Origin of the sequence: Dolichospermum flos-aquae CCAP 1403/13F (assembly GCF_012516395.1) — a bacterium.
Classification (GTDB): Bacteria; Cyanobacteriota; Cyanobacteriia; order Cyanobacteriales; family Nostocaceae; genus Dolichospermum; species Dolichospermum lemmermannii.
The window spans coordinates 614,420-635,498 of the sequence record NZ_CP051206.1; the positions used below are offsets into that span (position 1 = coordinate 614,420).

At 44.1% G+C, this 21,079-nt stretch carries 15 protein-coding genes and 1 pseudogene; 10 read left to right on the plus strand and 6 right to left on the minus strand.

Going from position 1 to position 21,079, the window contains the following annotated elements; all coding sequences use genetic code 11:
- Positions 1-142: 142 nt before the first annotated feature.
- A complete protein-coding gene (locus tag HGD76_RS03280; protein WP_168694955.1) occupies positions 143-883 on the minus strand; it encodes a sulfite exporter TauE/SafE family protein in 741 nt (246 codons plus the stop codon).
- 43 nt (positions 884-926) lie between these two features.
- Here HGD76_RS03280 and HGD76_RS03285 point away from each other — a divergent pair, with 43 nt between their 5' ends.
- From HGD76_RS03285 to ureC, 4 genes are all read left to right on the plus strand, one after another.
- Positions 927-1,766, plus strand: a complete 840-nt coding sequence (locus tag HGD76_RS03285) for an urease accessory protein UreD (RefSeq protein ID WP_168694956.1) — start codon at positions 927-929, stop codon at positions 1,764-1,766.
- Between the two features lie 39 nt (positions 1,767-1,805).
- On the plus strand, positions 1,806-2,108 hold the full coding sequence (gene ureA, locus HGD76_RS03290; RefSeq protein ID WP_015083034.1) for an urease subunit gamma: 303 nt from the start codon (positions 1,806-1,808) through the stop codon (positions 2,106-2,108).
- Positions 2,109-2,320: 212 nt separating this feature from the next.
- The gene (locus HGD76_RS03295) at positions 2,321-2,626 is read left to right on the plus strand and encodes an urease subunit beta (protein WP_210967710.1); all 306 of its coding nucleotides are present in this window, start codon (positions 2,321-2,323) and stop codon (positions 2,624-2,626) included.
- Between the two features lie 51 nt (positions 2,627-2,677).
- Positions 2,678-4,384, plus strand: a complete 1,707-nt coding sequence (ureC, locus tag HGD76_RS03300; protein ID WP_168694957.1) for an urease subunit alpha — start codon at positions 2,678-2,680, stop codon at positions 4,382-4,384.
- A gap of 109 nt (positions 4,385-4,493) precedes the next feature.
- On the opposite strand, the gene HGD76_RS03305 is transcribed toward ureC, so the two are convergent.
- The gene (locus tag HGD76_RS03305) at positions 4,494-5,210 is read right to left on the minus strand and encodes a pirin family protein (RefSeq protein WP_168694958.1); all 717 of its coding nucleotides are present in this window, start codon (positions 5,208-5,210) and stop codon (positions 4,494-4,496) included.
- Between the two features lie 331 nt (positions 5,211-5,541).
- Here HGD76_RS03305 and HGD76_RS03310 point away from each other — a divergent pair.
- From HGD76_RS03310 to HGD76_RS03320, 3 genes and pseudogenes are all read left to right on the plus strand, one after another.
- Positions 5,542-5,954: pseudogene (locus HGD76_RS03310) on the plus strand (thiol-disulfide oxidoreductase DCC family protein).
- Between the two features lie 146 nt (positions 5,955-6,100).
- On the plus strand, positions 6,101-6,442 hold the full coding sequence (locus HGD76_RS03315; RefSeq protein ID WP_168694959.1) for a type II toxin-antitoxin system RelE/ParE family toxin: 342 nt from the start codon (positions 6,101-6,103) through the stop codon (positions 6,440-6,442).
- A complete protein-coding gene (locus HGD76_RS03320; protein ID WP_168694960.1) occupies positions 6,432-7,547 on the plus strand; it encodes a helix-turn-helix domain-containing protein in 1,116 nt (371 codons plus the stop codon). The genes HGD76_RS03315 and HGD76_RS03320 overlap by 11 nt, the downstream gene beginning before the upstream one ends.
- Positions 7,548-7,556: 9 nt before the next feature.
- Here the strand turns inward: HGD76_RS03320 and HGD76_RS03325 are convergent, their stop codons facing one another.
- The gene (locus tag HGD76_RS03325) at positions 7,557-7,985 is read right to left on the minus strand and encodes a Tery_1686 family protein (protein ID WP_168694961.1); all 429 of its coding nucleotides are present in this window, start codon (positions 7,983-7,985) and stop codon (positions 7,557-7,559) included.
- A 138-nt stretch (positions 7,986-8,123) separates the two neighbouring features.
- On the opposite strand from HGD76_RS03325, the gene psbQ reads away from it, so the two are divergent.
- Both psbQ and HGD76_RS03335 read left to right on the plus strand, forming a co-directional pair.
- Complete coding sequence (gene psbQ / locus HGD76_RS03330) at positions 8,124-8,576, plus strand: photosystem II protein PsbQ (RefSeq protein ID WP_168694962.1); 453 nt, start codon at positions 8,124-8,126, stop codon at positions 8,574-8,576.
- 651 nt (positions 8,577-9,227) lie between these two features.
- Positions 9,228-10,385: an NAD(P)/FAD-dependent oxidoreductase gene (locus HGD76_RS03335; protein WP_168694963.1), complete on the plus strand. Its 1,158-nt coding sequence runs from the start codon at positions 9,228-9,230 to the stop codon at positions 10,383-10,385.
- 75 nt (positions 10,386-10,460) lie between these two features.
- On the opposite strand, the gene HGD76_RS03340 is transcribed toward HGD76_RS03335, so the two are convergent.
- The gene (locus tag HGD76_RS03340; RefSeq protein WP_168694964.1) at positions 10,461-14,639 is read right to left on the minus strand and encodes a DNA-directed RNA polymerase subunit beta''; all 4,179 of its coding nucleotides are present in this window, start codon (positions 14,637-14,639) and stop codon (positions 10,461-10,463) included.
- Positions 14,640-14,912: 273 nt separating this feature from the next.
- The gene (locus tag HGD76_RS03345; RefSeq protein WP_015083024.1) at positions 14,913-16,805 is read right to left on the minus strand and encodes a DNA-directed RNA polymerase subunit gamma; all 1,893 of its coding nucleotides are present in this window, start codon (positions 16,803-16,805) and stop codon (positions 14,913-14,915) included.
- Between HGD76_RS03345 and HGD76_RS03350 the strand changes: the two genes are divergently transcribed.
- Entirely contained in the window at positions 16,804-17,172 is a 369-nt protein-coding gene (locus tag HGD76_RS03350; RefSeq protein ID WP_168694965.1) for a hypothetical protein, read from the plus strand. The two genes, HGD76_RS03345 and HGD76_RS03350, sit on opposite strands and share 2 nt — an antisense overlap.
- Here HGD76_RS03350 and rpoB read toward each other — a convergent pair.
- Entirely contained in the window at positions 17,120-20,458 is a 3,339-nt protein-coding gene (rpoB, locus tag HGD76_RS03355) for a DNA-directed RNA polymerase subunit beta (protein WP_168652194.1), read from the minus strand. The genes HGD76_RS03350 and rpoB overlap by 53 nt on opposite strands.
- Between the last annotated feature and the right edge of the window lie 621 nt (positions 20,459-21,079).

Genomic DNA, 21,079 nt, shown 5'->3' on the forward strand with positions numbered 1-21,079 from the left:
GCTTAACACTTGCTATTTATACTAAACTAGCCATTTGTAATAGATTAAGAAAATCCTGATTTAGTCTTTGATAAATTCCTGAGTTAATTTTAGCATTGCATCATGATCAAATCAAGTTGCAAAAATTAAATGAAAAGTTATTTTACCAAAAAACTAATAATTCTCGTTGCTGCCATAAAATCAGGATACCACTGAACAGGACAAAGGAGATAACCAGTCGCCGGAATTGTTTCTCGCTGATTTTTTGGAGAACCAAATGTCCCAACCAGTTGCCAGGTATAGCAGCTAAACCAAGGACAATTCCATAACCAATATATGGTAATTTGAAAGCACCAAGAAAACCATAAACAACAATTTTAACGATATGAACAATTACTCGATTTGTTGCCTGAGTTGCGAGTAATTCTTCTTTTTGTAAGCCATAGTTAATATAAAGTGGAGCTAATACAGGACCCATACTCCCTATTAATCCAGAGAAAAAAGCATAAACAAAACCTGCTGGTAAAAAATACCAAGCTTTGACTGAAAAAGATTTTTCTTCATTTTTAAACAAGTAACTAGCAGCCGAAAAAATCAGAAATATAGCAACTAAAATACTTAACCAATCTAATTTAAGTTTTGTTAGTGTAAAAGCTCCCAAAATTCCGCCAAAAATTGCTCCGGGTAACTCCCATTTAACAACATCCCAATTAATTTTTTGCCAATATACAAATACTCTTTCACTGTTTCCAAATAGCCCACTAATAGTAATTACGGGAGCGATCGCTACTGCCCCTAGAAACATCCCAACAATGGGCATAAGAATTAATGCACTCCCACCACCCGCTAATAAACTGATAAACCAGCCAACAATCCCAGCTAATGCCAACCAAAATATTGTCATAAATGATTGAATAATATGTTAAACCGGTTACTCTGCTCTCTAAATGATTGACAACTCATACACAATAAAAGGTTGGCATGGCAAACTTAACTTAGTTTATGCTCGTTGCCAAGATTCCACTCAGTTAATTTACAATCACCATCAAGCCCCTTTTAAGGTACAACGCCCCTTTTACCCAGAAGGACAGGGAATTTGCCATAGCGTGATTTTACACAATGCTGGAGGCGTTGTGGGAGGTGATCGCCTATCTTCAGAAATTCACCTCCAACCCCAGACAAACGCCTTAATTACTACCGCAGCCGCAAGTAAAATATATCGTAGTAATGGCTTATTAGCAAGACAAACCGTAGATATTCAAATTGATGCTCATGCTTGTTTAGAATATTTACCCCAAGAAACGATTTTGTTTAATGGGGCAATTTATCGCCAAGATGTGCGGGTAGAATTAGCTGTAGGTGCGAGTTATTTGGGCTGGGAAATTACGAGATTCGGTAGAAGTGCTAGGGGAGAAAAGTTTTTAGAGGGAGAGATGCGATCGCACACAGAAATCTGGCAAAATGGTATGCCATTATGGATTGATAGACAAATCGTCCCTGGTAGCGAAGAAGTGTTTCACAGTCCTCATGGTTTAAGAGACAATCCCGTTGTTGGTAGTTTTGTTGGCGTTGGTTTCCCCATATCTCCAGGAATCATCAACCAAGCACGTTCTTTAATTATTCAAAACTCTGATGCTGGAGTAACTCGCTTACAACATGGATTTTTGTGCCGATATCGTGGTAATTCTACATCCCAAGTCAGAAGTTGGTTTACAAATATTTGGCAAATGTTACGAGTATCTTGTCTAAATCGTGGTAATTGTATTCCTAGAGTATGGCAAATTTAAACGAACCACAGAGACGCAGAGAACGCAGAGGAGGGAACAATGCAGCTTACACCCCAAGAGAAAGATAAATTATTAATTTTCACCGCTGCTTTAGTGGCAGAAAGACGTAAAAATAGAGGGTTAAAATTAAATTATCCTGAAGCAGTTGCCTTTATTTCTGCGGCGATTTTGGAAGGTGCAAGAGATGGTCAAACTGTAGCAGATTTAATGAGTTATGGGACAACTTTATTAACTCGTGATGATGTTATGGAAGGGATTCCTGAAATGATTCATGATGTTCAAGTGGAAGCCACTTTTCCTGATGGTACAAAGTTGGTAACTGTACATAATCCAATTCGTTAGAAATGATTAAGATAGGAGAAAGTGCAAATGAAGACAAAACAATATGAGATTAACATCAGTTAATATTCAAGGTTATCGCCCTTTCAGCAATTTTGAAGCCCCATTACAGCCACTAGAAATTTTAGAGAGGCTTCCATGAAAGTTGAATGTCCTCAAGCTTTGAGAGCATTTGTGGAATTCTTAGAAAACCTTTAAATCAGGAAAACTCAATTATGATACCAGGCGAAATCATCACACCCAATGGTGAAATAGAATTAAATGCAGGTCGTCCAACTACTAAAATAATAGTCGCAAATACAGGAGACAGACCAATTCAAATAGGATCACACTTTCACTTTTACGAAGTCAATAACTCGTTAAACTTCCATAGAGAAAAAACACGAGGAATGCGATTAGATATTCCCGCCGGCACAGCCATCAGATTTGAACCAGGAGACGAAAAAGAAGTTACTCTAGTTCCTCTCGTTGGTACACGCCAAATCTATGGCTTCAACAACAAAATTGACGGAGACCTCTAAAATTCTCTCTGTCTCTCTGCGTCTAAAGCGTGATAAAAAAAGGATAAAAATATGCCCTACAAAATGAACCGCCAAGCCTACGCCGATACCTTCGGACCAACAGTAGGAGACAGAATTAGATTAGCCGACACCGAACTATTTATAGAAGTAGAAAAAGACTTCACAACTTACGGTGATGAAGTGAAATTTGGTGGGGGAAAAGTCATTAGAGATGGGATGGGACAATCCCCAATTTCTAATCATGATGGTGCAGTAGATTTAGTTATTACTAATGCTTTAATTCTCGATTGGTGGGGAATTGTCAAAGCAGATATTGGCATTAAAGACGGCAAAATTTATAAAATTGGTAAAGCCGGAAATCCCTATATTCAAGACAATATAGATATTATTATTGGACCGGGAACAGAAGCTTTAGCCGGTGAAGGAATGATTCTCACTGCGGGGGGAATAGATACCCACATCCATTTTATCTGTCCCCAACAAATTGAAGTCGCTATTGCTTCCGGTATTACCACCATGATTGGTGGTGGGACAGGCCCAGCTACGGGAACAAATGCCACAACTTGTACCCCTGGTCCCTGGAATATGTACCGAATGTTGCAAGCTGCTGACGCATTCCCTGTCAATTTAGGATTTGTGGGCAAAGGTAACACCAGTCAACCCCAAGGACTGATAGAACAAATCGAAGCCGGGGCAATGGGGTTAAAACTCCATGAAGATTGGGGAACAAATCCAGCCACAATTGATACTTGCTTGACCGTTGCTGATGAATATGATGTGCAAGTAGCAATTCACACTGATACTTTAAACGAAGCCGGCTTTGTGGAAGATACAATTGCCGCTTTTAAACATCGTGCTATTCACACTTATCACACAGAAGGTGCTGGAGGTGGTCATGCACCAGACATTATTAAAGTTTGCGGACAAAGTAACGTTTTACCATCTTCCACTAATCCTACCCGTCCTTACACCGTCAACACTCTAGATGAACATTTGGATATGTTGATGGTATGTCATCATTTAGATGCAGCTATTCCTGAAGATGTATCTTTTGCTGAATCCCGTATCCGTCGAGAAACTATTGCTGCGGAAGATATTCTGCACGATTTAGGCGCGTTTAGTATGATTGCTTCTGACTCCCAAGCAATGGGGCGTGTCGGTGAAGTAATAATTAGAACTTGGCAGACAGCACATAAAATGAAGGTGCAACGGGGAAGCCTTGCTGGTGATAGTCATGCCGATAATTTACGAGCTAAACGTTACGTTGCTAAATATACAATCAATCCGGCAATTACTCATGGTATTTCTGAATATGTGGGATCAGTAGAAGCGGGTAAATTAGCCGATTTGTGTTTGTGGAAACCTGCTTTTTTTGGTGTCAAACCGGAAATTGTCATTAAAGGCGGCATGATTGCTTGGTCACAGATGGGTGATGCTAATGCTAGTATTCCCACACCCCAACCTGTATATATGCGCCCGATGTTTGGCAGTTTTGCTGGTGCTAGAAATGCAACATCATTAACTTTTGTGTCTCAAGCTGCTTTGTCCAGAGAAATTCCTCAACAATTAGAATTAAGAAAATTAGCGATCGCAGTTTCAGGAACTCGTCAAATTACTAAGCGAGATATGAAATTAAATGATGCTTTACCTCATATTGAAGTAGATCCAGAAACCTACGAAGTTCGCGCAGATGGTGAATTATTAACTTGTGAACCAGCAACCGTTTTACCAATGGCACAAAGATACTTTCTCTTTTAGAATAGATGAAGATAAGATCCCCGACTTCTGACATCAATTTATAATTTGTGGACACAATAAATAAAAGAAGTCGGGGATCTGGGTATGAACGATTGCTATAACTGAATACTTAACCTAAATCAAACAGTAATATTTCTGCATTTGAATTACTGCTAATTGTTAATTTCTCTTCTCCTGTAATTTCTACTCCATCTCCAGCTTTCAATTCGTGATTATTGAAAATTACTTCACCTTTAGCTATTTGCAACCAAGCATAACGATGGTTTTGGACATGATAATTTACCACATCACCTTGTGCTAAAATTCCCGCATATAAAGAGACATCTTGGTAAATAGTTACAGCCCCATCTCGTCCATCTTCTGCCGCAATCAAACGCATTTTTCCCTGCTTCTCTGACCTAGGAAAAGCTTTTTGTTCATATCTAGGTTTTAGTCCTTGCTGATTTGGTAAAATCCAAATTTGCAGCAAGTGTAATTCTTCAGTTTGAGAAGGATTAAATTCACTGTGCATAATTCCAGTTCCTGCACTCATAACCTGGGCTTCACCGGGAAGAATTACCGAACCTGTGCCTAAACTATCTTTATGTTCAACCGCACCTGATAAAACATAGGTGAGAATTTCCATGTCTTTATGTCCATGAGTGGGAAATCCTGCACCAGCAGCAATGCGATCATCATTAATCACTCGCAAAGAACGAAATCCCATCCGGTTGGAATCATAAAAACTGCTAAAGGAAAATGTATGATAACTATTCAGCCAATCAATATGATTATGTCCACGGGAATTGCCATCATGAATTACATAATTAATGGTATTTTGAGTCATGATTTCACATTGCTATTTAATAGTTAAGTAGGTGAACACAATAAAACCAAACTGTGTAAAGAAACGTAAAATCGCTGAAAACTTCTTTACTCTTGCCTCTTGCCTATTGCCTTGCTATAACGACAATTTTCAACGCCAACCTACTTAGTTGTACTGGAAAATTGCCAAAGCAGAATTAGTTTTTTCACTGTTTATATAGTAAAGTAGATACAGATAAATTCACAAATACGCACTAAAAAGTAAGATCCAAGAACCCCAATCCCCCCGCAAGCGAGGAGGGTGCTATGATGTCTCTCGTTCAAGTGCATAACGCTATATAGCTAATAATTTTATGAATTACTACGTGTCTATGATGGCAACTGCAATCTTTGTGTGACTTTAGTGCAGTTGTTGGAAACTTTAGACCAAGGGAAACTGTTTCGCTACGTTTCTATGCAAGATGAGGAGACATTATCTCAATGGGGGATTACCTCGACAGATTGTCAACAGGGGATGATTTTAATTGATGGTAATGCTACAGAAAGACGTTGGCAAGGTAGTAATGCTGCTGAGGAAATTGGACGACTATTACCTTTGGGTAGTATATTTGTGGATGCGTATCGGGCATTACCGGGGATGAAATGGGCAGGAGATAGGTTTTATGAACAAATTCGGGATAATCGTTATACATTGTTTGGTAAGCGTTCCCAAACCTATCAATCACCATACTGTGTAGATGGTAGTTGCAAAACTGATAACGAGTAATATTGAGCCTGACCCTGATTTAGTACATAAGTTCTAGTATGTAAGAATATAAACCTCTTTTCTGAGTAATTCCTGCCATTTTTGCATTTATATCCTAAAATATTGTTAACCTTTAAAGTTAACAATATTTATAGAACCGTGATAGAATGGATATTGTATTCGAGAGTAGCAAGTTTGAAGAAGAGTGCAATAACCAACGGCTTTTAGTGAAAAATCATGGTGCAGATAGAGCTAAACGTATCAGAAAACGGCTAGATCATTTGCGTTACTATGCCAACGTGCTTGAAGATATGCGAAATCTCCCCGGACGTTGCCACGAATTAATTCATGATCGAGCAGGTCAATTAGCACTCGATTTGGATCATCCATATCGGCTTATATTTGAGCCAGCAGATGAACCAATTCCTACCAAATCAGATGGTGGTCTCGACTGGAATCAAGTAACTGCCGTGAGAATAATCGGCGTGGAGAATTATCATGGAAAGTAAGATCCAAAATCGGTACAATCCAGATTACGTTTCTCCTCCGGGGGATACCCTTTTGGAAGTTCTGGAAGATAGGGATATGACCCAAGCAGAACTAGCGGAACGGACAGGAAGACCAAAAAAAACAATTAATGAAATTATTAAGGGTAAAGCTGCAATTACGCCAGAAACAGCATTACAGCTAGAACTAGTATTCAATATTCCAGCTAGTTTTTGGAACAATCACGAACGACGTTACCGCGAGTTTTTAGCACAACAGGAAGAAAAAAAGCGTTTAGCAAAACAAGTACCCTGGCTGAAAGAAATTCCTGTGACAGCCATGATTAAATCTGGCTGGATTCGCCGGTGTGGGGATAAAGTGGAGCAACTGCGGGAACTGCTAAATTTTTTCGCAGTCGCCTCCCCTGAACAATGGGAGGGTATATGGTTGAATAATCATATAGAGTTTCGTAAATCTCAAGCATTTCAAAGCGACGCTGGAGCTATATCTGCTTGGTTACGTCGTGGAGAAATAGAAGCATCTAAAATTGCTTGCGCTCCCTACAATGCAACCAATTTTAGGGAAGCATTGCGAAAAATCCGTGCTTTAACTGTGGAACTACCAGAAATCTTCCAACCAAAAGTAGTACAGTTGTGTGCAGAAGCTGGTGTTGCTGTGGTTTTTGTGCCAGAACTTCCGAAAACACGAACTAGTGGTGCAACTCATTGGTTGAATGCTGACAAAGCACTCATTCAACTCAGTTTGCGGTATAAAACTGATGATCATTTGTGGTTTACATTCTTCCACGAAGCCGGTCACATTTTACTACATGGGAAGCGGGATTTCTTTCTTGAGGGAACAGGTGTTGTCTCTGTTGAGGATCAAGAAAAAGAGAATGAAGCTAACAAGTTCTCTGCGGATATACTCATTCCACCTGGAGATTTAAAACGATTTTTGGCATCAATCTCAAAAATTAGTCAAGTAAATATTATCCAGTTTGCTAATGAAATTGGTATTGCACCGGGGATTGTCGTTGGGAGACTTCAACATGATGGACTTTTACCTCCTAGCCATTGTAATGATTTAAAGCAAAGGTGGGAATGGGCTTTAGATGAGCAGAAAAACTAATTATTTTTTTTACTCACTCGGCCGATTAAACACCTCTAAAATTTGCCGACAAACCTGTTTAAGCTTTTCCCCAACTTCAGCCGAGGGTGCAGAGTCACCGACAAAACTCCAAGTTTCAACGGTAGAAAGTCGCCAAACTTCCCCACTGTGATCAAATCCAGCAGCTTCGACACCAATGGCGCGACGGTGATTATTGATAGGATCTTGATAAAATCGGATTTGAATTAAAATACTGCGACAGCGCCAAGATTTGCTGATACCAGGAAAGTGAAAACCAATGTCTATGGAATCTGGATCTACTAATTCTCTGGTTTCTGGGTCATTGTGCCAGGGTTTAAGATCGGATTTGACATCAGGAAATTCATATTTAAATAAATTTACTACTGTAGCAATTTTGCTGGCAAATTCTAGGTTTGTGGCTTGTTCGGCTGCGTTCACTCAATAATACTCCTCTATTCGCTTGGTCTGTGGGGAAGATCAAGACAGAAAAACCTAAGTTAATTGTAACGGTTCATTACATAGCGATCTAAAATAACACTGTTAATCTGTAAACAAATAAAAAATTAATTTTCATCTATGGTGCGTCAACGTTCTATTTTTTCACTGATTTTTGGATTATTAGCCACATTTTTGATTAGTTGTGGTGGTCCTACTGTTGCTACTGTACCACCATCTTATACAGCAGCGGAAGTTGCCAAAATTCAGGAATATGTTCCCGGAATTCAGATGGTGCGCGATCGCTCTTCAGAACTGAAAAACCTCATTTCTAAGGGTGAATGGGTGAAAGTGGGTAATTTTATCCACGGACCAATGACAGAAGCTAGGTTAAATATGACTTATATCATTCCTAACCTAGCCAAACAAAACCAAGCCACAGCTCGACAAATCAGCAAAGATTTGTTGAATGACTTAGTAAGAATTGATCAAGCTGCTACTGCGAGCAATACTAGCCTAGCTGCGAGTAAATACAAAGAAGCTTTTGCAGATATTGACAAATTCTTAGAACTAGTTCCTGAAAAGAGTAGCTAAGAGAGGAGTCACCGAGTCAGGAGTCACCGAGTCAGGAGGAAGAAAGAAGAAGAAAGAAATTTCTCCCCTGTTCCCTGTTCCCTGCTTCATTTCGAGTCTTGAATCACAAAATGCTAGGGTGATGGAGTGATAGGGTGGAAAAGAAGACTTTTGATTCTTCACCTCTGACTCCTAGCAAAAACCGTCAGTAACCCAGCCCTGAAGGGACTGAGCTTGCAAGAGTAATCAAACAAGCTGTACTGACCAGACCACCCTGAGCTTAGTCTCATGGTAGCCGTTATTTGAGTCACGACACCTGGGAATGCGTTGCTAGTTCCCCGCTCTGTCGCTTGTGATTAAACAGTTCTAAGGTCACTGGAACAGTGTTGCAAGCTCAAGCAAGCTCTTATAACTGGTCGTTCGCGCCAGCGTGCCGGAGGCATCTAGCTAACATTACCCCAGAAATGGGAGGCTCTTTGGAGCAAAACATTATGCGTACAGAGTTGGGAATTTTGAATCGGTAATTGTCCCGTTGAAAGTACATCACAAGAGTACCCCGAATTTCCCAACTCCAAGGCGGTAATGAAAAAATATTCAAGGTGGTTAAAACCGCTCGTGTCGCTTTCCTCTCAGCACTGAAGTGTCTGAGTTTCCCACTTACCGGGTATTCTTATGAATATAGTAATTATCGGCTGTGGTGTGGTTGGGGCGGCGATCGCCTATGAACTCAGCCAAGTTAAAGGTTTAAACATCACCGTTTTCGAGCAAAAACAACCTGCACAAGGTTCTACCAGCGCTGCCCTCGGTGTTTTAATGGGCATAATCAGTAGTAAAACCAAGGGTATTGCTTGGCGAATGCGACAAAATAGCATCCAACGCTATGAAACTTTGATTCCTGAATTAGAAGGGATTACAGGGCGAAAAATCCCTTGTAACCGTCAAGGAATCGTGATGCTGTTGTCAGAAAATTTAGAACACCCCTTAGAAAGTGGGGTTGAGGTGCTTTCAGAATGGGAACAACTGCGGGAAATTCGCCAATCTCAAGGTTGGGAATTGCAAGTTTGGGATCAAAAACAACTGCAAAAATATTGTCCCCAAGTTAGTGATCCGCAAATTATTGGTGCTGTCTATTCTCCCCAAGACTTACAACTAAATGCTACAGCTTTAACTTTAGCCTTAGTAGATGCAGCCCAACGCAATGGTGTAAAATTCAAATTTGGTGTATCTGTGACGGGAACAGAAACCCCACCTCCACCACCCCCAACTCCTTTACACATCAAAAAAGGATTGGGAGAACCACATAAATGTAATTTTATTGAAACTACAGAGGGCGAAGTTACCGCTGATTGGTTTATCATGTCTGCGGGTTTAGGTTCAACGGCCTTAACTGCACAATTAGATCAAATGGTGAATATCCGTCCGGTGCTGGGACAAGCTTTATATTTAAGTTTAGGACGGACTTTAGGCAATCCTGATTTTCAACCGGTGATTACTGGTAATGATGTGCATATTGTACCAATGGGAAATGGTGATTATTGGATAGGAGCAACGGTAGAATTTCCTGATGATGAAGATCAAATATCTCCAAGTCAAGAATTATTGGATGCTGTCAGACAACAAGCGATCGCATTTATCCCAGATTTAGCCGCAGCTAAGGTTCTCCGCACTTGGTCAGGATTGCGCCCTCGTCCCGAAGGCAGACCAGCGCCAGTAATTGATAAGTTACCGGGTTTTACGAACGTTCTTCTGGCTACGGGACACTATCGCAATGGTGTTTTACTCGCACCAGCCACAGCCACAGCGATTCGGGAAATAATTGTACCCCAATAAGAATAAGATCCCCGACTTCTTAAAGAAGTCGGGGATCTGCCAGTTCATCAGTACCCATTACCTGATGACTAGATTTTATTCATCATCAAAGTCTTCATCATCTTCCTCATCTTCATCTTCCTCAAAATCTTCATCATCTTCAACAACAATATCGCTAATTTCATCAGCAATTAAATCATCATCATCATCTAAAATCAGTCTTTCCCCTATCTTGCTACCAAAAGCACCATCTCCCATTCCCGGTGCATCCAAATTATAGAGTTTCGCTGTCCGGTCATCTAACACCATGTCCAATGGGTCATCAACCTCATCCAGCACCCCACTACCCGGCTCTATCACGTAATCATCAATCACCCCCGCTTCCTCATAGGTGTTGTACCCAGTCCCAGCGGGAATCAAGCGCCCAATGATCACGTTTTCCTTGAGTCCGCGCAGCCAATCCGATTTGCCCTCAATGGCAGCTTCCGTTAATACCCGCGTGGTTTCCTGGAACGAAGCCGCAGAGATGAAACTGTCAGTATTCAACGATGCCTTGGTAATCCCCAGCAGCATGGGAGTATATTCCGCTCTAGCCCCACCAGTAATGGACATCGCCTCATTCACCTGCTCCACCTGCCGCAATTCCACCAACTCACCCGGTAGCATAGTTGTGTCGCCACCGTCATCAATCCGCACCTTATTGGTCATTTGGCGGACAATCACCTCGATGTGTTTGTCAGAGATATCAATCCCTTGGGACTGATACACCATCTGCACCTCATTCACCAAAAAGGTCTGCACCTTCTGCAACGCATGACTCGCACAAGCATAGACACCATCCTCTGACCCCAAGCTGAAGAATATCTCCAAAATTTCATGGGGATTAGAAGGGCCATCAGTCATTGGTTGTCCAGCCACAATCTGCGCCCCGTCAGGAACAATCAAGTTCTGCCCCGGTCCGAGGGGATAGTCGGTCACTGTCCCATTGGCTTCCACAATCTTAATAGAATAGGCCTCACGAGTAACAGAAGTCACCTCATCTCCATCCCCGTAGACAATCTTCACTTCCCCCGGACGACGCGCCAAAATACAGCCTTCCTTGGGTTTCCGGGCTTCTAGCAGTTCCTCAATCCGGGGCAAACCTTGGATAATGTCCCCAGTCTTGGCTCGTTCAAACACCAACAACACCAAATTATCACCCCGTTGCACCAAATCCCCATCTTCGACCTGTAGCACTGCCCCAGGACTGACTCGGTAAGGACGACCAACGCGGAGAGTAATAGAGTGGGCTGAATTGTCCTTTGTCAGCGATGCACTGAGCTTGTCGAAGTGTTGTCCGTTGTCCGTTGTTTTATCACTGACCCCTTCGGGGTTCGTCAGTCGCTCATGGGGGAAACCCCCAAGACCGCGCTGACTCACCACTGACGACTGACCACTGACGACTTCCACCACCTGACCCGATTCCGCCGCAAATATACCAGGAGCAATTTCGCTGCCTTCCACTACCAAATCTCCCTTCTTGATATTCGGCAGCACATTCGTACCTATAGTTACCAAATCATTGGGACGCAACACTAAACAACGACGTACTGTTTCTGCTCCCTGCTGCACACCGCGAACAATTCCCCCTTCCTTACACAATATCTTCGTCCGTGCTACCACAGCCCCAGGTTCAATGGTGTCACCGTCCGCAACTTCCAAATTAGTCTCTGTACTGCCTTGGGTCGCATCCGCTGTAATGTCGCGCCGCACTACCAAAGACTCCAAAATCACCAACTGTAACCGCTGAATTTCCTCATTTTCAGCATCAGTAATCAATTCAATGTCCGCAGCCAAAGGCGAAGCCCCGTGTTCCCCCTCCGTCTCCTGCTCAATCTCCAACACTATCTGTGTCCGCAGCAGTTCCACACCCTCCACCGACTTCACCCGCTCTGAATCCTTATAAGGAATCCTTTGCACCGCTCGTAACTGAATGGAGCGCCCTGTATCCTGACTCACCGTCGTTGTCGCTGGCACATCAGGGTGGGTTGGCACAGCAAATTCTACCACCGGACGACTCAGCAATGCCGGACCTTCGGGAGTCTCTACGTACTGGATATACCGCAACTCCGTCGCCACCATTCCTTGCAATTCTTCACCGGGCTGCAAAAATGTATTGTCATGGGCGATCGCAGTTTCCGGATCATCTACCATCAACAACTCACCCGGTTTCACCACCACTTCTCGCAAAATGTCATTCTTTTGGGTAACTTCTACCACCCCACCGGTTTGACAGAAAATGTCTTTGACTACTTCTGTTCCCGCTTCCACATACTGGCCATCCTCTACCAGCAGCAAGGAAATATCCTTGTTCACTTCATGGGTTTCTTCCGGTATCCACAGCAGCGTCCCCCCCTGCACCACCTCATAGCCTAATTTGGCTTTCCCTTTCTTCTGTACTTCCACTTGGGCAAATTTCAATAAGCCCCCGGTGGTCGTCCGGTACTGGTCATCAATCAATTCTGCCACTACCTGACCATTCTGCACCTTAGTCCCTGGAGTCGCCCGCAAATTAAATACCTGATTATTCGTGGTTGTAATCAAGTAGCTATTCCGCCCTTGGGAACTCTGGACGGTAATCGCTGCCTGATCCAATACCACAGAAGCGGTAATAATCTCGATTTCCCGCGTCCCTTTCCCGGGAATGGCTTCTGGTAATCGCACTACGCCTCCATGTACCGTTGTCAGCTTAGTTTGCGCCAATACTCCATTGGTAGCGATCGCATCCCCATTCTTGACAATCAACTCCGCCCCTGGCAGCAAGTTATATACGTCCCCCGATAGAATCCAAATCAAACCGCCTCTAGAAGCAGTAGTAGTGGTATTCCCCTGGCGGTCAGTCTTTGGTTCTGCCACCAGATCCGCAAATTTCACCTCACCAGCCAAGTCAGAAGCTACGTCTTTCACGGCTTTTTCTGTATTGGTTCTGGTGGTTCTACCTCCCAGCGCTACCTCAGCCACCAAATGCTCTGCCAATACCTGCTGACCATTGTGAATATATAGAGTTGAACCCTGGGTAACAGCAATTTCCTGACTTTCCCCCGTTCCCGACTTCTTATCGCCCTCAATCGTCAAAGTCCCGTTGGCTTCCACATACAGGGCATCTTCACCATGACGAGTGCGGTAGGGACGGGTTTGCAATTTGCGAGGAATCTTCACTGTTCCTGCCACCTTAGACCGCACCTGTTGGGCAACTTCCCCCGTGAATACGCCTCCAGTGTGGAATGTCCGCATGGTCAACTGCGTCCCTGGTTCGCCAATACTTTGGGCGGCAATAATCCCCACAGCTTCACCCAAATCTACCATCTTGGCATGGGCTAAACTCCAACCATAGCAATGCTGACACACTGACCGGGCAGCTTCACAGGTCAAGGGACTGCGGACTGTTACCTTTTGGACTCCGGATTTTTGGATAGCGATCGCTAAATCATCATCAATGGGCGTATTCCGCAGGGCAATGATTTCCCCTGTGACGGGATGCACCACATCTTCACCCACAACCCGACCCATCAACCGCGTCGCTAGTTTAATTAAGATTTTATTCCCTTCGACCATTGCCCCAATGGTTAAGCCCTTATTTGTGCCACAGTCAAACTCTCGCACAATCACGTCCTGGGACACATCCACCAACCGCCGGGTCAAGTACCCAGAGTCAGCAGTCCGCAGCGCCGTATCCACCAGCCCCTTCCGCGCTCCATAACTAGAAATAATATATTCTGTAACTGTCAAACCTTCTCGGAAGTTGGTTTTAATTGGTAAATCAATAATTTCCCCCTGGGGATCTGCCATCAGTCCCCGCATCCCCACCAACTGCCGCACCTGGGAAATATTCCCCCGCGCCCCGGAAAAGGCCATCATATACACGGAGTTGAGGGGATCTGTTTTCTGGAAATGCACCACCACCTCATCCTTGAGTGCTTCTGAGGTACTGTTCCAAGTATCAATTACCTTCTGAAAACGTTCAACTTCAGTAATTTCCCCCCGTTGATAGCGTTCCTCCGTTACTAAAATTTCCATCTCTGCTGCTTCCAGCATCTCTTTCTTAGCCGGAGGAATCATCAAATCATCCACACTAATAGATACTCCGGCTCTGGTAGCATAGCGAAAACCCAATTCCTTGAGTTTATCGGCCATTACTGCCGTCCGCGCTGTTCCATAATGAGTAAAAGACCAAGAAATCAGGTCTCTCAACTTAGCTTTGTTTACTACCAGATTCCGAAAAACTGCTTTAGTCATAATTTTTATTAGTCATTAGTCTTAGTTAGTTGAAGGAGTCAGAAGTCAGGAGTCAGGAGTCAGAAGAGGGAAGGAGTCAGAAGGAGAAAGCAGAAAGAGGAAAGAGGAAGGAGAAAGCAGAAAGAGGAAGGAGAAAGCAGAAAGAGGAAGGAATTTTTTACTTCTTCTTTCTTTCTTTCTTTCTTTCTTTCTTTCTTCTTCATTTCTCCTGACTCCTGACTCCTGACTCCTTCTTCATTCTGACTCCTGACTCCTGACTCCTGACTCCTTTCTCTACGCATCTATCGCTTCCTGAATTGCCTGGTTATAAATTGCTCGTCCTGGAGTCGTATAAATATACTGAGAAATCAAATTCCCTTCCCCATCTTCCCGCACCCGTCGGAACTTATAAATCAGAGTCCGACTCATCAGCCTGCCCTTAGCGTCTTTGTCCTCAATTACCTCCACAGGTTCAGTATCCGGTTCACCCGAATCAATTTCCCCATCAAAACGCACATAAATATAGGCATGAAGCTCTACCTGTTTCGCCTCATAGGCCATAATTACATCATCCAAAGAGGAGAAATACTTACCCGCCCCCTTGGTTGCCTTGGGGTTTTCCGCTGTCAAATAATATGCTCCCAAGACCATATCTTGGCTAGGAGTCACAATCGGTTTACCTGTCGCTGGTGACAAAATATTATTAGAAGCCAGCATCAACAGCCGGGCTTCAGCTTGACTCTCTAAGGACAAGGGAACATGAACCGCCATTTGGTCACCGTCAAAGTCAGCATTAAAGGCGGGACAGACTAAAGGATGGAGTTGAATGGCTCTCCCTTCTACCAAAATCGGTTCAAAGGCCTGAATCCCCAATCGGTGCAACGTGGGCGCTCGGTTTAGCATCACTGGATGCCCCTCAATTACTTCCTGCAACACATCCCAAACACTGGCATCATTGCGAGAAATCAGCTTTTTCGCTGCCTTGATATTGTTCACCATGCCGGAACGAATCAGACGATTGATCACAAAGGGCTGAAACAACTCAATGGCCATTTCTCTGGGTAGACCGCACTGGTGAATCTTCAGATTCGGACCGACCACAATTACCGACCGTCCCGAATAGTCCACCCGTTTACCCAGCAGGTTTTGGCGGAAACGTCCTTGTTTTCCCTCAATAATATCGGACAAGGATTTCAGCGGACGGTTATTAGCCCCCACCACAGTCCGTCCCCGCCGACCATTGTCAATCAAGGCATCCACAGCCTCTTGCAGCATCCGTTTCTCGTTGCGGACAATAATCTCCGGCGCGAGAATTTCCTGAAGTCTAGCCAAACGGTTGTTGCGATTAATCACCCGGCGGTACAAATCATTTAAATCGCTGGTGGCAAATCTGCCTCCATCTAGCTGCACCATGGGGCGCAAATCTGGGGGAATGACGGGAATAATTTCCATCACCATCCATTCTGGCTGAGAACCAGTAGCGATGAAATTATCAATTACCCGCAGCCGTTTAATTAATTTTGCCCGTTTCTGACCCTTGGCCTTTTCGATTTCATCCCGCAGGGTTTCCGCTTCTTGCTCCAAATTAATATCTGCCAACAGCCGCAACAAAGCTTCAGCGCCAATGCCAACTTCCACACCCTCTAACTGGGAATCTTCGCTGTAGATAGCATCTTCAATTTCTAACCATTGGTCTTCGCTCAACAGTTGTTTGTAACTGAGAGTATCAGCGTTGCCCGGTGCTAAAACGCAGTAGGAGTTGAAATAAACAATCTGCTCCACATCCCGCAACGGCATATCTAGGAGAATAGCAATATAGCTAGGAATCCCTTTGAGATACCAAACATGAGCCACAGGGGCTGCCAACTTAATAAAACCCATCCTGTGGCGACGGACGCGGGACTCTGTAACTTCTACACCACAGCGCTCGCAGACAATCCCTCTATGGCGCACCCGTTTGTACTTACCACAATGGCATTCCCAATCCTTAGCTGGTCCAAAGATGCGCTCGCAAAACAAACCATCCATTTCTGGTTTGAGGGTGCGGTAATTAATAGTTTCTGGCTTGGTAACTTCACCTACAAGTTGTCCATTGGGTAAAGTCCGTTCACCCCATTGACGGATGCGTTCTGGTGAAGCTATGCCAATTTTTACGTAGTCAAATTGATTAGTTTGGGGGGATCTCATGAGAATTAAAAATGAAAAAACAGGAGTCAGGAGTCAGGAGTCAGGAGTCAGAAGAAGGAGTCAGGAGTCAGGAGTCAGGAGTCAGAAGAAGGAGTCAGAAGAAGGAGAAAGAGGAAGGAATAAGGAGAAAGAGGAAGGAGAAAGAGGAAGGAGAAAGGAGAAAGAGGAAGGAATAAGGAGAAAGAGGAAAGAGGAAGGAGAAAGAGGAAGGAATTTTTTACTTCTTCTTTCTTTCTTTCTTTCTTTCTTTCTTTCTTTCTTCTTCATTTCTCCTGACTCCTGGCTTCTGACTCCTGACTCCTTCTTCTGCCTCGCTACTCTTCCCCTTCCAGAGACTCACGAGAGAGTGACTCATAAGTCGGTCTAGGAGGTGTGCGCCGGGCAGCTTGGTCTGCCATTAGGTCTACTTCCACATCCAGGGAACTACCATCTGCTTGGGTTTCCACCTTATGTACCGCAATATCTAAACCCAAAGATTGCAACTCGCGCATCAATACTTTGAAAGATTCAGGAGTACCAGGACGGGGAATAGCCTTACCCTTGACAATGGCGTTGAGGGCTTCATTCCGTCCCTGCATATCATCGGATTTGACAGTTAACAATTCTTGCAAAGTGTAAGCAGCGCCGAAAGCTTCCAACGCCCAAACTTCCATTTCTCCAAATCTTTGCCCACCCTGTTGAGCCTTACCGCCCAAAGGTTGCTGAGTCACCAGAGAATAGGGTCCAGTGGAACGGGCGTGAATTTTGTCATCAACCAAATGCACGAGCTTGAGCATATAGGCCACACCGACGGTAATAGCCCGGTCAAAGGGTTCACCAGTGCGACCATCATAGACCATGATTTTACCGGCATTGTCGGGGTTATAGATCCAGTCTTTAGTGGTTTCGTCTCTGGCTTCTTGGAGTTTGCCATGCACTAGCCGCCGGGAAGTTTCTTCGCCATACATTTCATCGAAGGGAGTAATCTTGAACCTGACTCCCAAATTATGACCTGCCCAACCCAGTAAACATTCAAACACCTGACCCACATTCATCCGGCTGGGTACACCCAAGGGATTGAGAACAATATCCACGGGTGAACCGTCAGCTAAGTAGGGCATATCTTCAGCAGCCAGAATCCGGGAAATAATCCCTTTGTTGCCATGTCTCCCTGCCATTTTGTCGCCCACTTGGATTTTGCGCTTTTGAGCGACATAAACCCGGACTACCATATTTGCCCCCGGTGGCAGTTCATCACCTTGTTCACGGGTGAACAACCGGACATCAACTACCCGACCTTTTTCACCATTGGGAACTCGCAGGGAGTTGTCGCGGACATCACGGGCTTTTTCACCAAAGATGGCGCGGAGGAGTTTTTCTTCGGGGGGTTGGTCAGATTCACCCTTGGGAGTAACTTTTCCCACGAGAATATCCCCAGCATCTACCCACGCCCCAATGCGGATAATACCTTGTTCATCCAATTGTCTGAGGGCATCTTCACCAACGTTGGGAATTTCTCTGGTGATTTCTTCGGGTCCGAGTTTGGTTTGTCTGGCTTCGATTTCGTATTTTTCGATGTGAATGGAAGTATAGATATCTTCCTGGACTAGGCGCTCGGAAATGAGGATTGCATCCTCGTAGTTGTAGCCTTCCCAGGGCATATAAGCGACAACTATATTTTGTCCTAGTGCCAGTTCTCCCCCTTCTGTGGAGGAACCATCTGCCAATACCTGACCGGCTACGACTTTTTCGCCAATTCTCACCAATGGTTTTTGGTTTAAACAGGTGTCTTGGTTGGAACGTTGATATTTGGAAAGTTTGTATTTAAGTTCTTGGCCTTTTTCAATAACTTGGCTACCACTGGCTGCGGACAACTGACCACTGGCGCGGACACGAATTTCTGTGGCATCAACATAGACCACATCGCCATCGGTGCGGGAAACTATGACCATGCCGGAGTCTCTGGCGGCTTGGGCTTCCAAACCAGTTCCCACCAAGGGGCGTTCTGGTCTGAGTAGGGGTACAGCTTGGCGCTGCATATTAGAACCCATGAGCGCTCGGTTAGCGTCGTCATGTTCCAAGAAGGGAATCATGCTGGTGGCTACTGAGACAATCTGCACTGGAGAAACTGCCACATAATCCACCTGTTCGGGTCCGGTGGTTGTCCAGTCTTGGCGATAGCGCACTGGCACGTGGGGTCCTTTGATGTAACCATTTTCATCCAGGGGAACGTCACCTGTGGCTGTCCGCAGGTCGTCTTCTTCGTCTGCTGTCATGTAAACAGGCAGCACATCAAAGAGGACTTTGCCATTTTCTACTGGTCGGAAGGGTGTTTCTAGAAAACCATAGAGGTTAACGCGGGCATGGGTGGCTAATGAACCGATGAGTCCGGCATTTGGTCCTTCTGGTGTTTCAATGGGGCAAATCCGTCCGTAGTGGCTGGGGTGAATATCTCGAACTGCAAACCCGGCTCTTTCTCTGGTCAAACCACCTGGTCCCAAGGCACTGAGGCGGCGTTTATGGGTCAATTCTGCCAAGGGATTAGTTTGATCCATGAATTGACTGAGTTGGCTCGAACCAAAGAATTCTTTGATAGCTGCTACTAAGGGTTTGGGGTTAACTAGAGATGCGGGAGTGAGAGATTCGGCATCGGATACGGTCATCCGTTCTCGAATAATTCTTTCTAAGCGATTTAACCCTACTCTGACCTGGTTTTGCAGCAATTCACCAACGCTTCTGACTCGGCGATTTCCGAGGTGGTCAATGTCATCAATACTACCGATATCGTATTCTAGATTTATGAGGTAATCAATGGCGGCTAAGATGTCCCCAGGGGTGAGGACGCGCATGGTGTCGGGGGCGGAAAGACGAAGTTTTTTGTTGAGTTTATAACGTCCAACTTTACCCAGGTCATAGCGTTTAGGATCAAAGAAGCGGGAGTCTAAAAGCTGTTGTCCACCTAGGACTGTAGGCGGTTCACCGGGACGAAGTTTCCGATATAATTCCATTAGGGCTTCTTCTTCGGAAAATTGCCCTTCTTTTTCGATGGTTTTTTGGAAGTATTCTGGATGGCGCAGTGCATCAAATATCTCGTTATCTGATAATCCCAGGGCTTTTAACAGTACCTGGGCTGACAGTTTCCGGGTTTTGTCTATCCGTACCCAAACTAAGTCATTACGATCTGTTTCAAATTTCAGCCATGCCCCCCGGTTCGGAATTAAGCTGGCAGAATAAGTCCGTCGTCCGTTTTTATCAATTTCTGATTTATAGTAAACTCCAGGCGATCGCACAATTTGATTAACAATGACGCGTTCAGCACCGTTGATAATAAATGTGCCTCTATCTGTCATCAATGGCAAATCGCCAATAAATACTTCTTGTTCTTTAATGTCTCCTGTTTCTTTGTTCAGCAACCGGGTGGGGACATACATTTGCACTGCATAAGTGCTATCTCTCCGCTTGGATTCTTCAACACTGTATTTAGGTTCTTTGAGTTTATAGTTATTGCCTAAAAAGTGCAGTTCTAGTTTGCCAGTGTAGTCTGTAATTGGACTAAAGGAGTTCAGTTCTTCGATTAGCCCTTCTTCTAGAAACCAGCGAAAACTAGAACGCTGAATTTCAATCAAGTCGGGTAATAGAAAGGCGGATTCCATGTATTTATCGTCGTTAGTCATGCCTTTACCTTTATCAACCTGGTTAAACTTTCAAAGAGGTATTGGTGGAGTTCTGCCATGAAGGCTTTTCTGCATAAAATATGAATTGGTGAGTGTTGAAGTCTATTTACTTGGTAACAGCCTGCTCCACCGACAATTTAGCTGATAGCGTGGCGTTGGCTATAAGATTTTTTTTACTTCACACTTCTTCATACTTCACCCCTCACACCTTATGCCTGATACTTTATCCTTGCTGTAAGATCCCCAAACTGGGAGTTCCGCAAGAGTCGAATTCGATAGCGCAATATGGCATCAGAGCCTGCACTATGGATTTGATATGGATATGATTGTCTGGACTAGACAATTATTTTTAACGATTTTCTTTATTGTTTGATATATTGAAGGATTGCTGTTTTCAGGTTTCAAGTTTTTTTTAGTCAACCTAGGTTGCCACGGTTTGTTATCTATTGAGAGCATCCGTTTGTAGAGATTTAAGTGGATGGGCAGACAATTTTGGATTTTAGATTGGGGTTGTTGCGATTGATCAAGCTGGCTAAAACCACAAATTCCCAAACTGGCTAATATCATTTTGATAACAGCACAAATTGAGTTTTAGGAGTTATTATCCTTCCTTTACCATTA

Excerpts from the sequence above, each read along its gene's own strand:
- HGD76_RS03285 (WP_168694956.1), top strand. The coding sequence starts at position 927 with ATGATTGACAACTCATACACAATAAAAGGTTGGCATGGCAAACTTAAC.
- HGD76_RS03280 (WP_168694955.1), bottom strand. The coding sequence starts at position 883 with ATGACAATATTTTGGTTGGCATTAGCTGGGATTGTTGGCTGGTTTATC.
- rpoB (WP_168652194.1), bottom strand. The coding sequence starts at position 20,458 with ATGACTAACGACGATAAATACATGGAATCCGCCTTTCTATTACCCGAC.
- HGD76_RS03340 (WP_168694964.1), bottom strand. The coding sequence starts at position 14,639 with ATGACTAAAGCAGTTTTTCGGAATCTGGTAGTAAACAAAGCTAAGTTG.
- HGD76_RS03315 (WP_168694959.1), top strand. The coding sequence starts at position 6,101 with ATGGATATTGTATTCGAGAGTAGCAAGTTTGAAGAAGAGTGCAATAAC.
- HGD76_RS03335 (WP_168694963.1), top strand. The coding sequence starts at position 9,228 with ATGAATATAGTAATTATCGGCTGTGGTGTGGTTGGGGCGGCGATCGCC.
- HGD76_RS03345 (WP_015083024.1), bottom strand. The coding sequence starts at position 16,805 with ATGAGATCCCCCCAAACTAATCAATTTGACTACGTAAAAATTGGCATA.
- HGD76_RS03295 (WP_210967710.1), top strand. The coding sequence starts at position 2,321 with ATGATACCAGGCGAAATCATCACACCCAATGGTGAAATAGAATTAAAT.
- psbQ (WP_168694962.1), top strand. The coding sequence starts at position 8,124 with ATGGTGCGTCAACGTTCTATTTTTTCACTGATTTTTGGATTATTAGCC.
- HGD76_RS03305 (WP_168694958.1), bottom strand. The coding sequence starts at position 5,210 with ATGACTCAAAATACCATTAATTATGTAATTCATGATGGCAATTCCCGT.
- HGD76_RS03320 (WP_168694960.1), top strand. The coding sequence starts at position 6,432 with ATGGAAAGTAAGATCCAAAATCGGTACAATCCAGATTACGTTTCTCCT.
- ureC (WP_168694957.1), top strand. The coding sequence starts at position 2,678 with ATGCCCTACAAAATGAACCGCCAAGCCTACGCCGATACCTTCGGACCA.
- HGD76_RS03350 (WP_168694965.1), top strand. The coding sequence starts at position 16,804 with ATGAGAATTAAAAATGAAAAAACAGGAGTCAGGAGTCAGGAGTCAGGA.
- ureA (WP_015083034.1), top strand. The coding sequence starts at position 1,806 with ATGCAGCTTACACCCCAAGAGAAAGATAAATTATTAATTTTCACCGCT.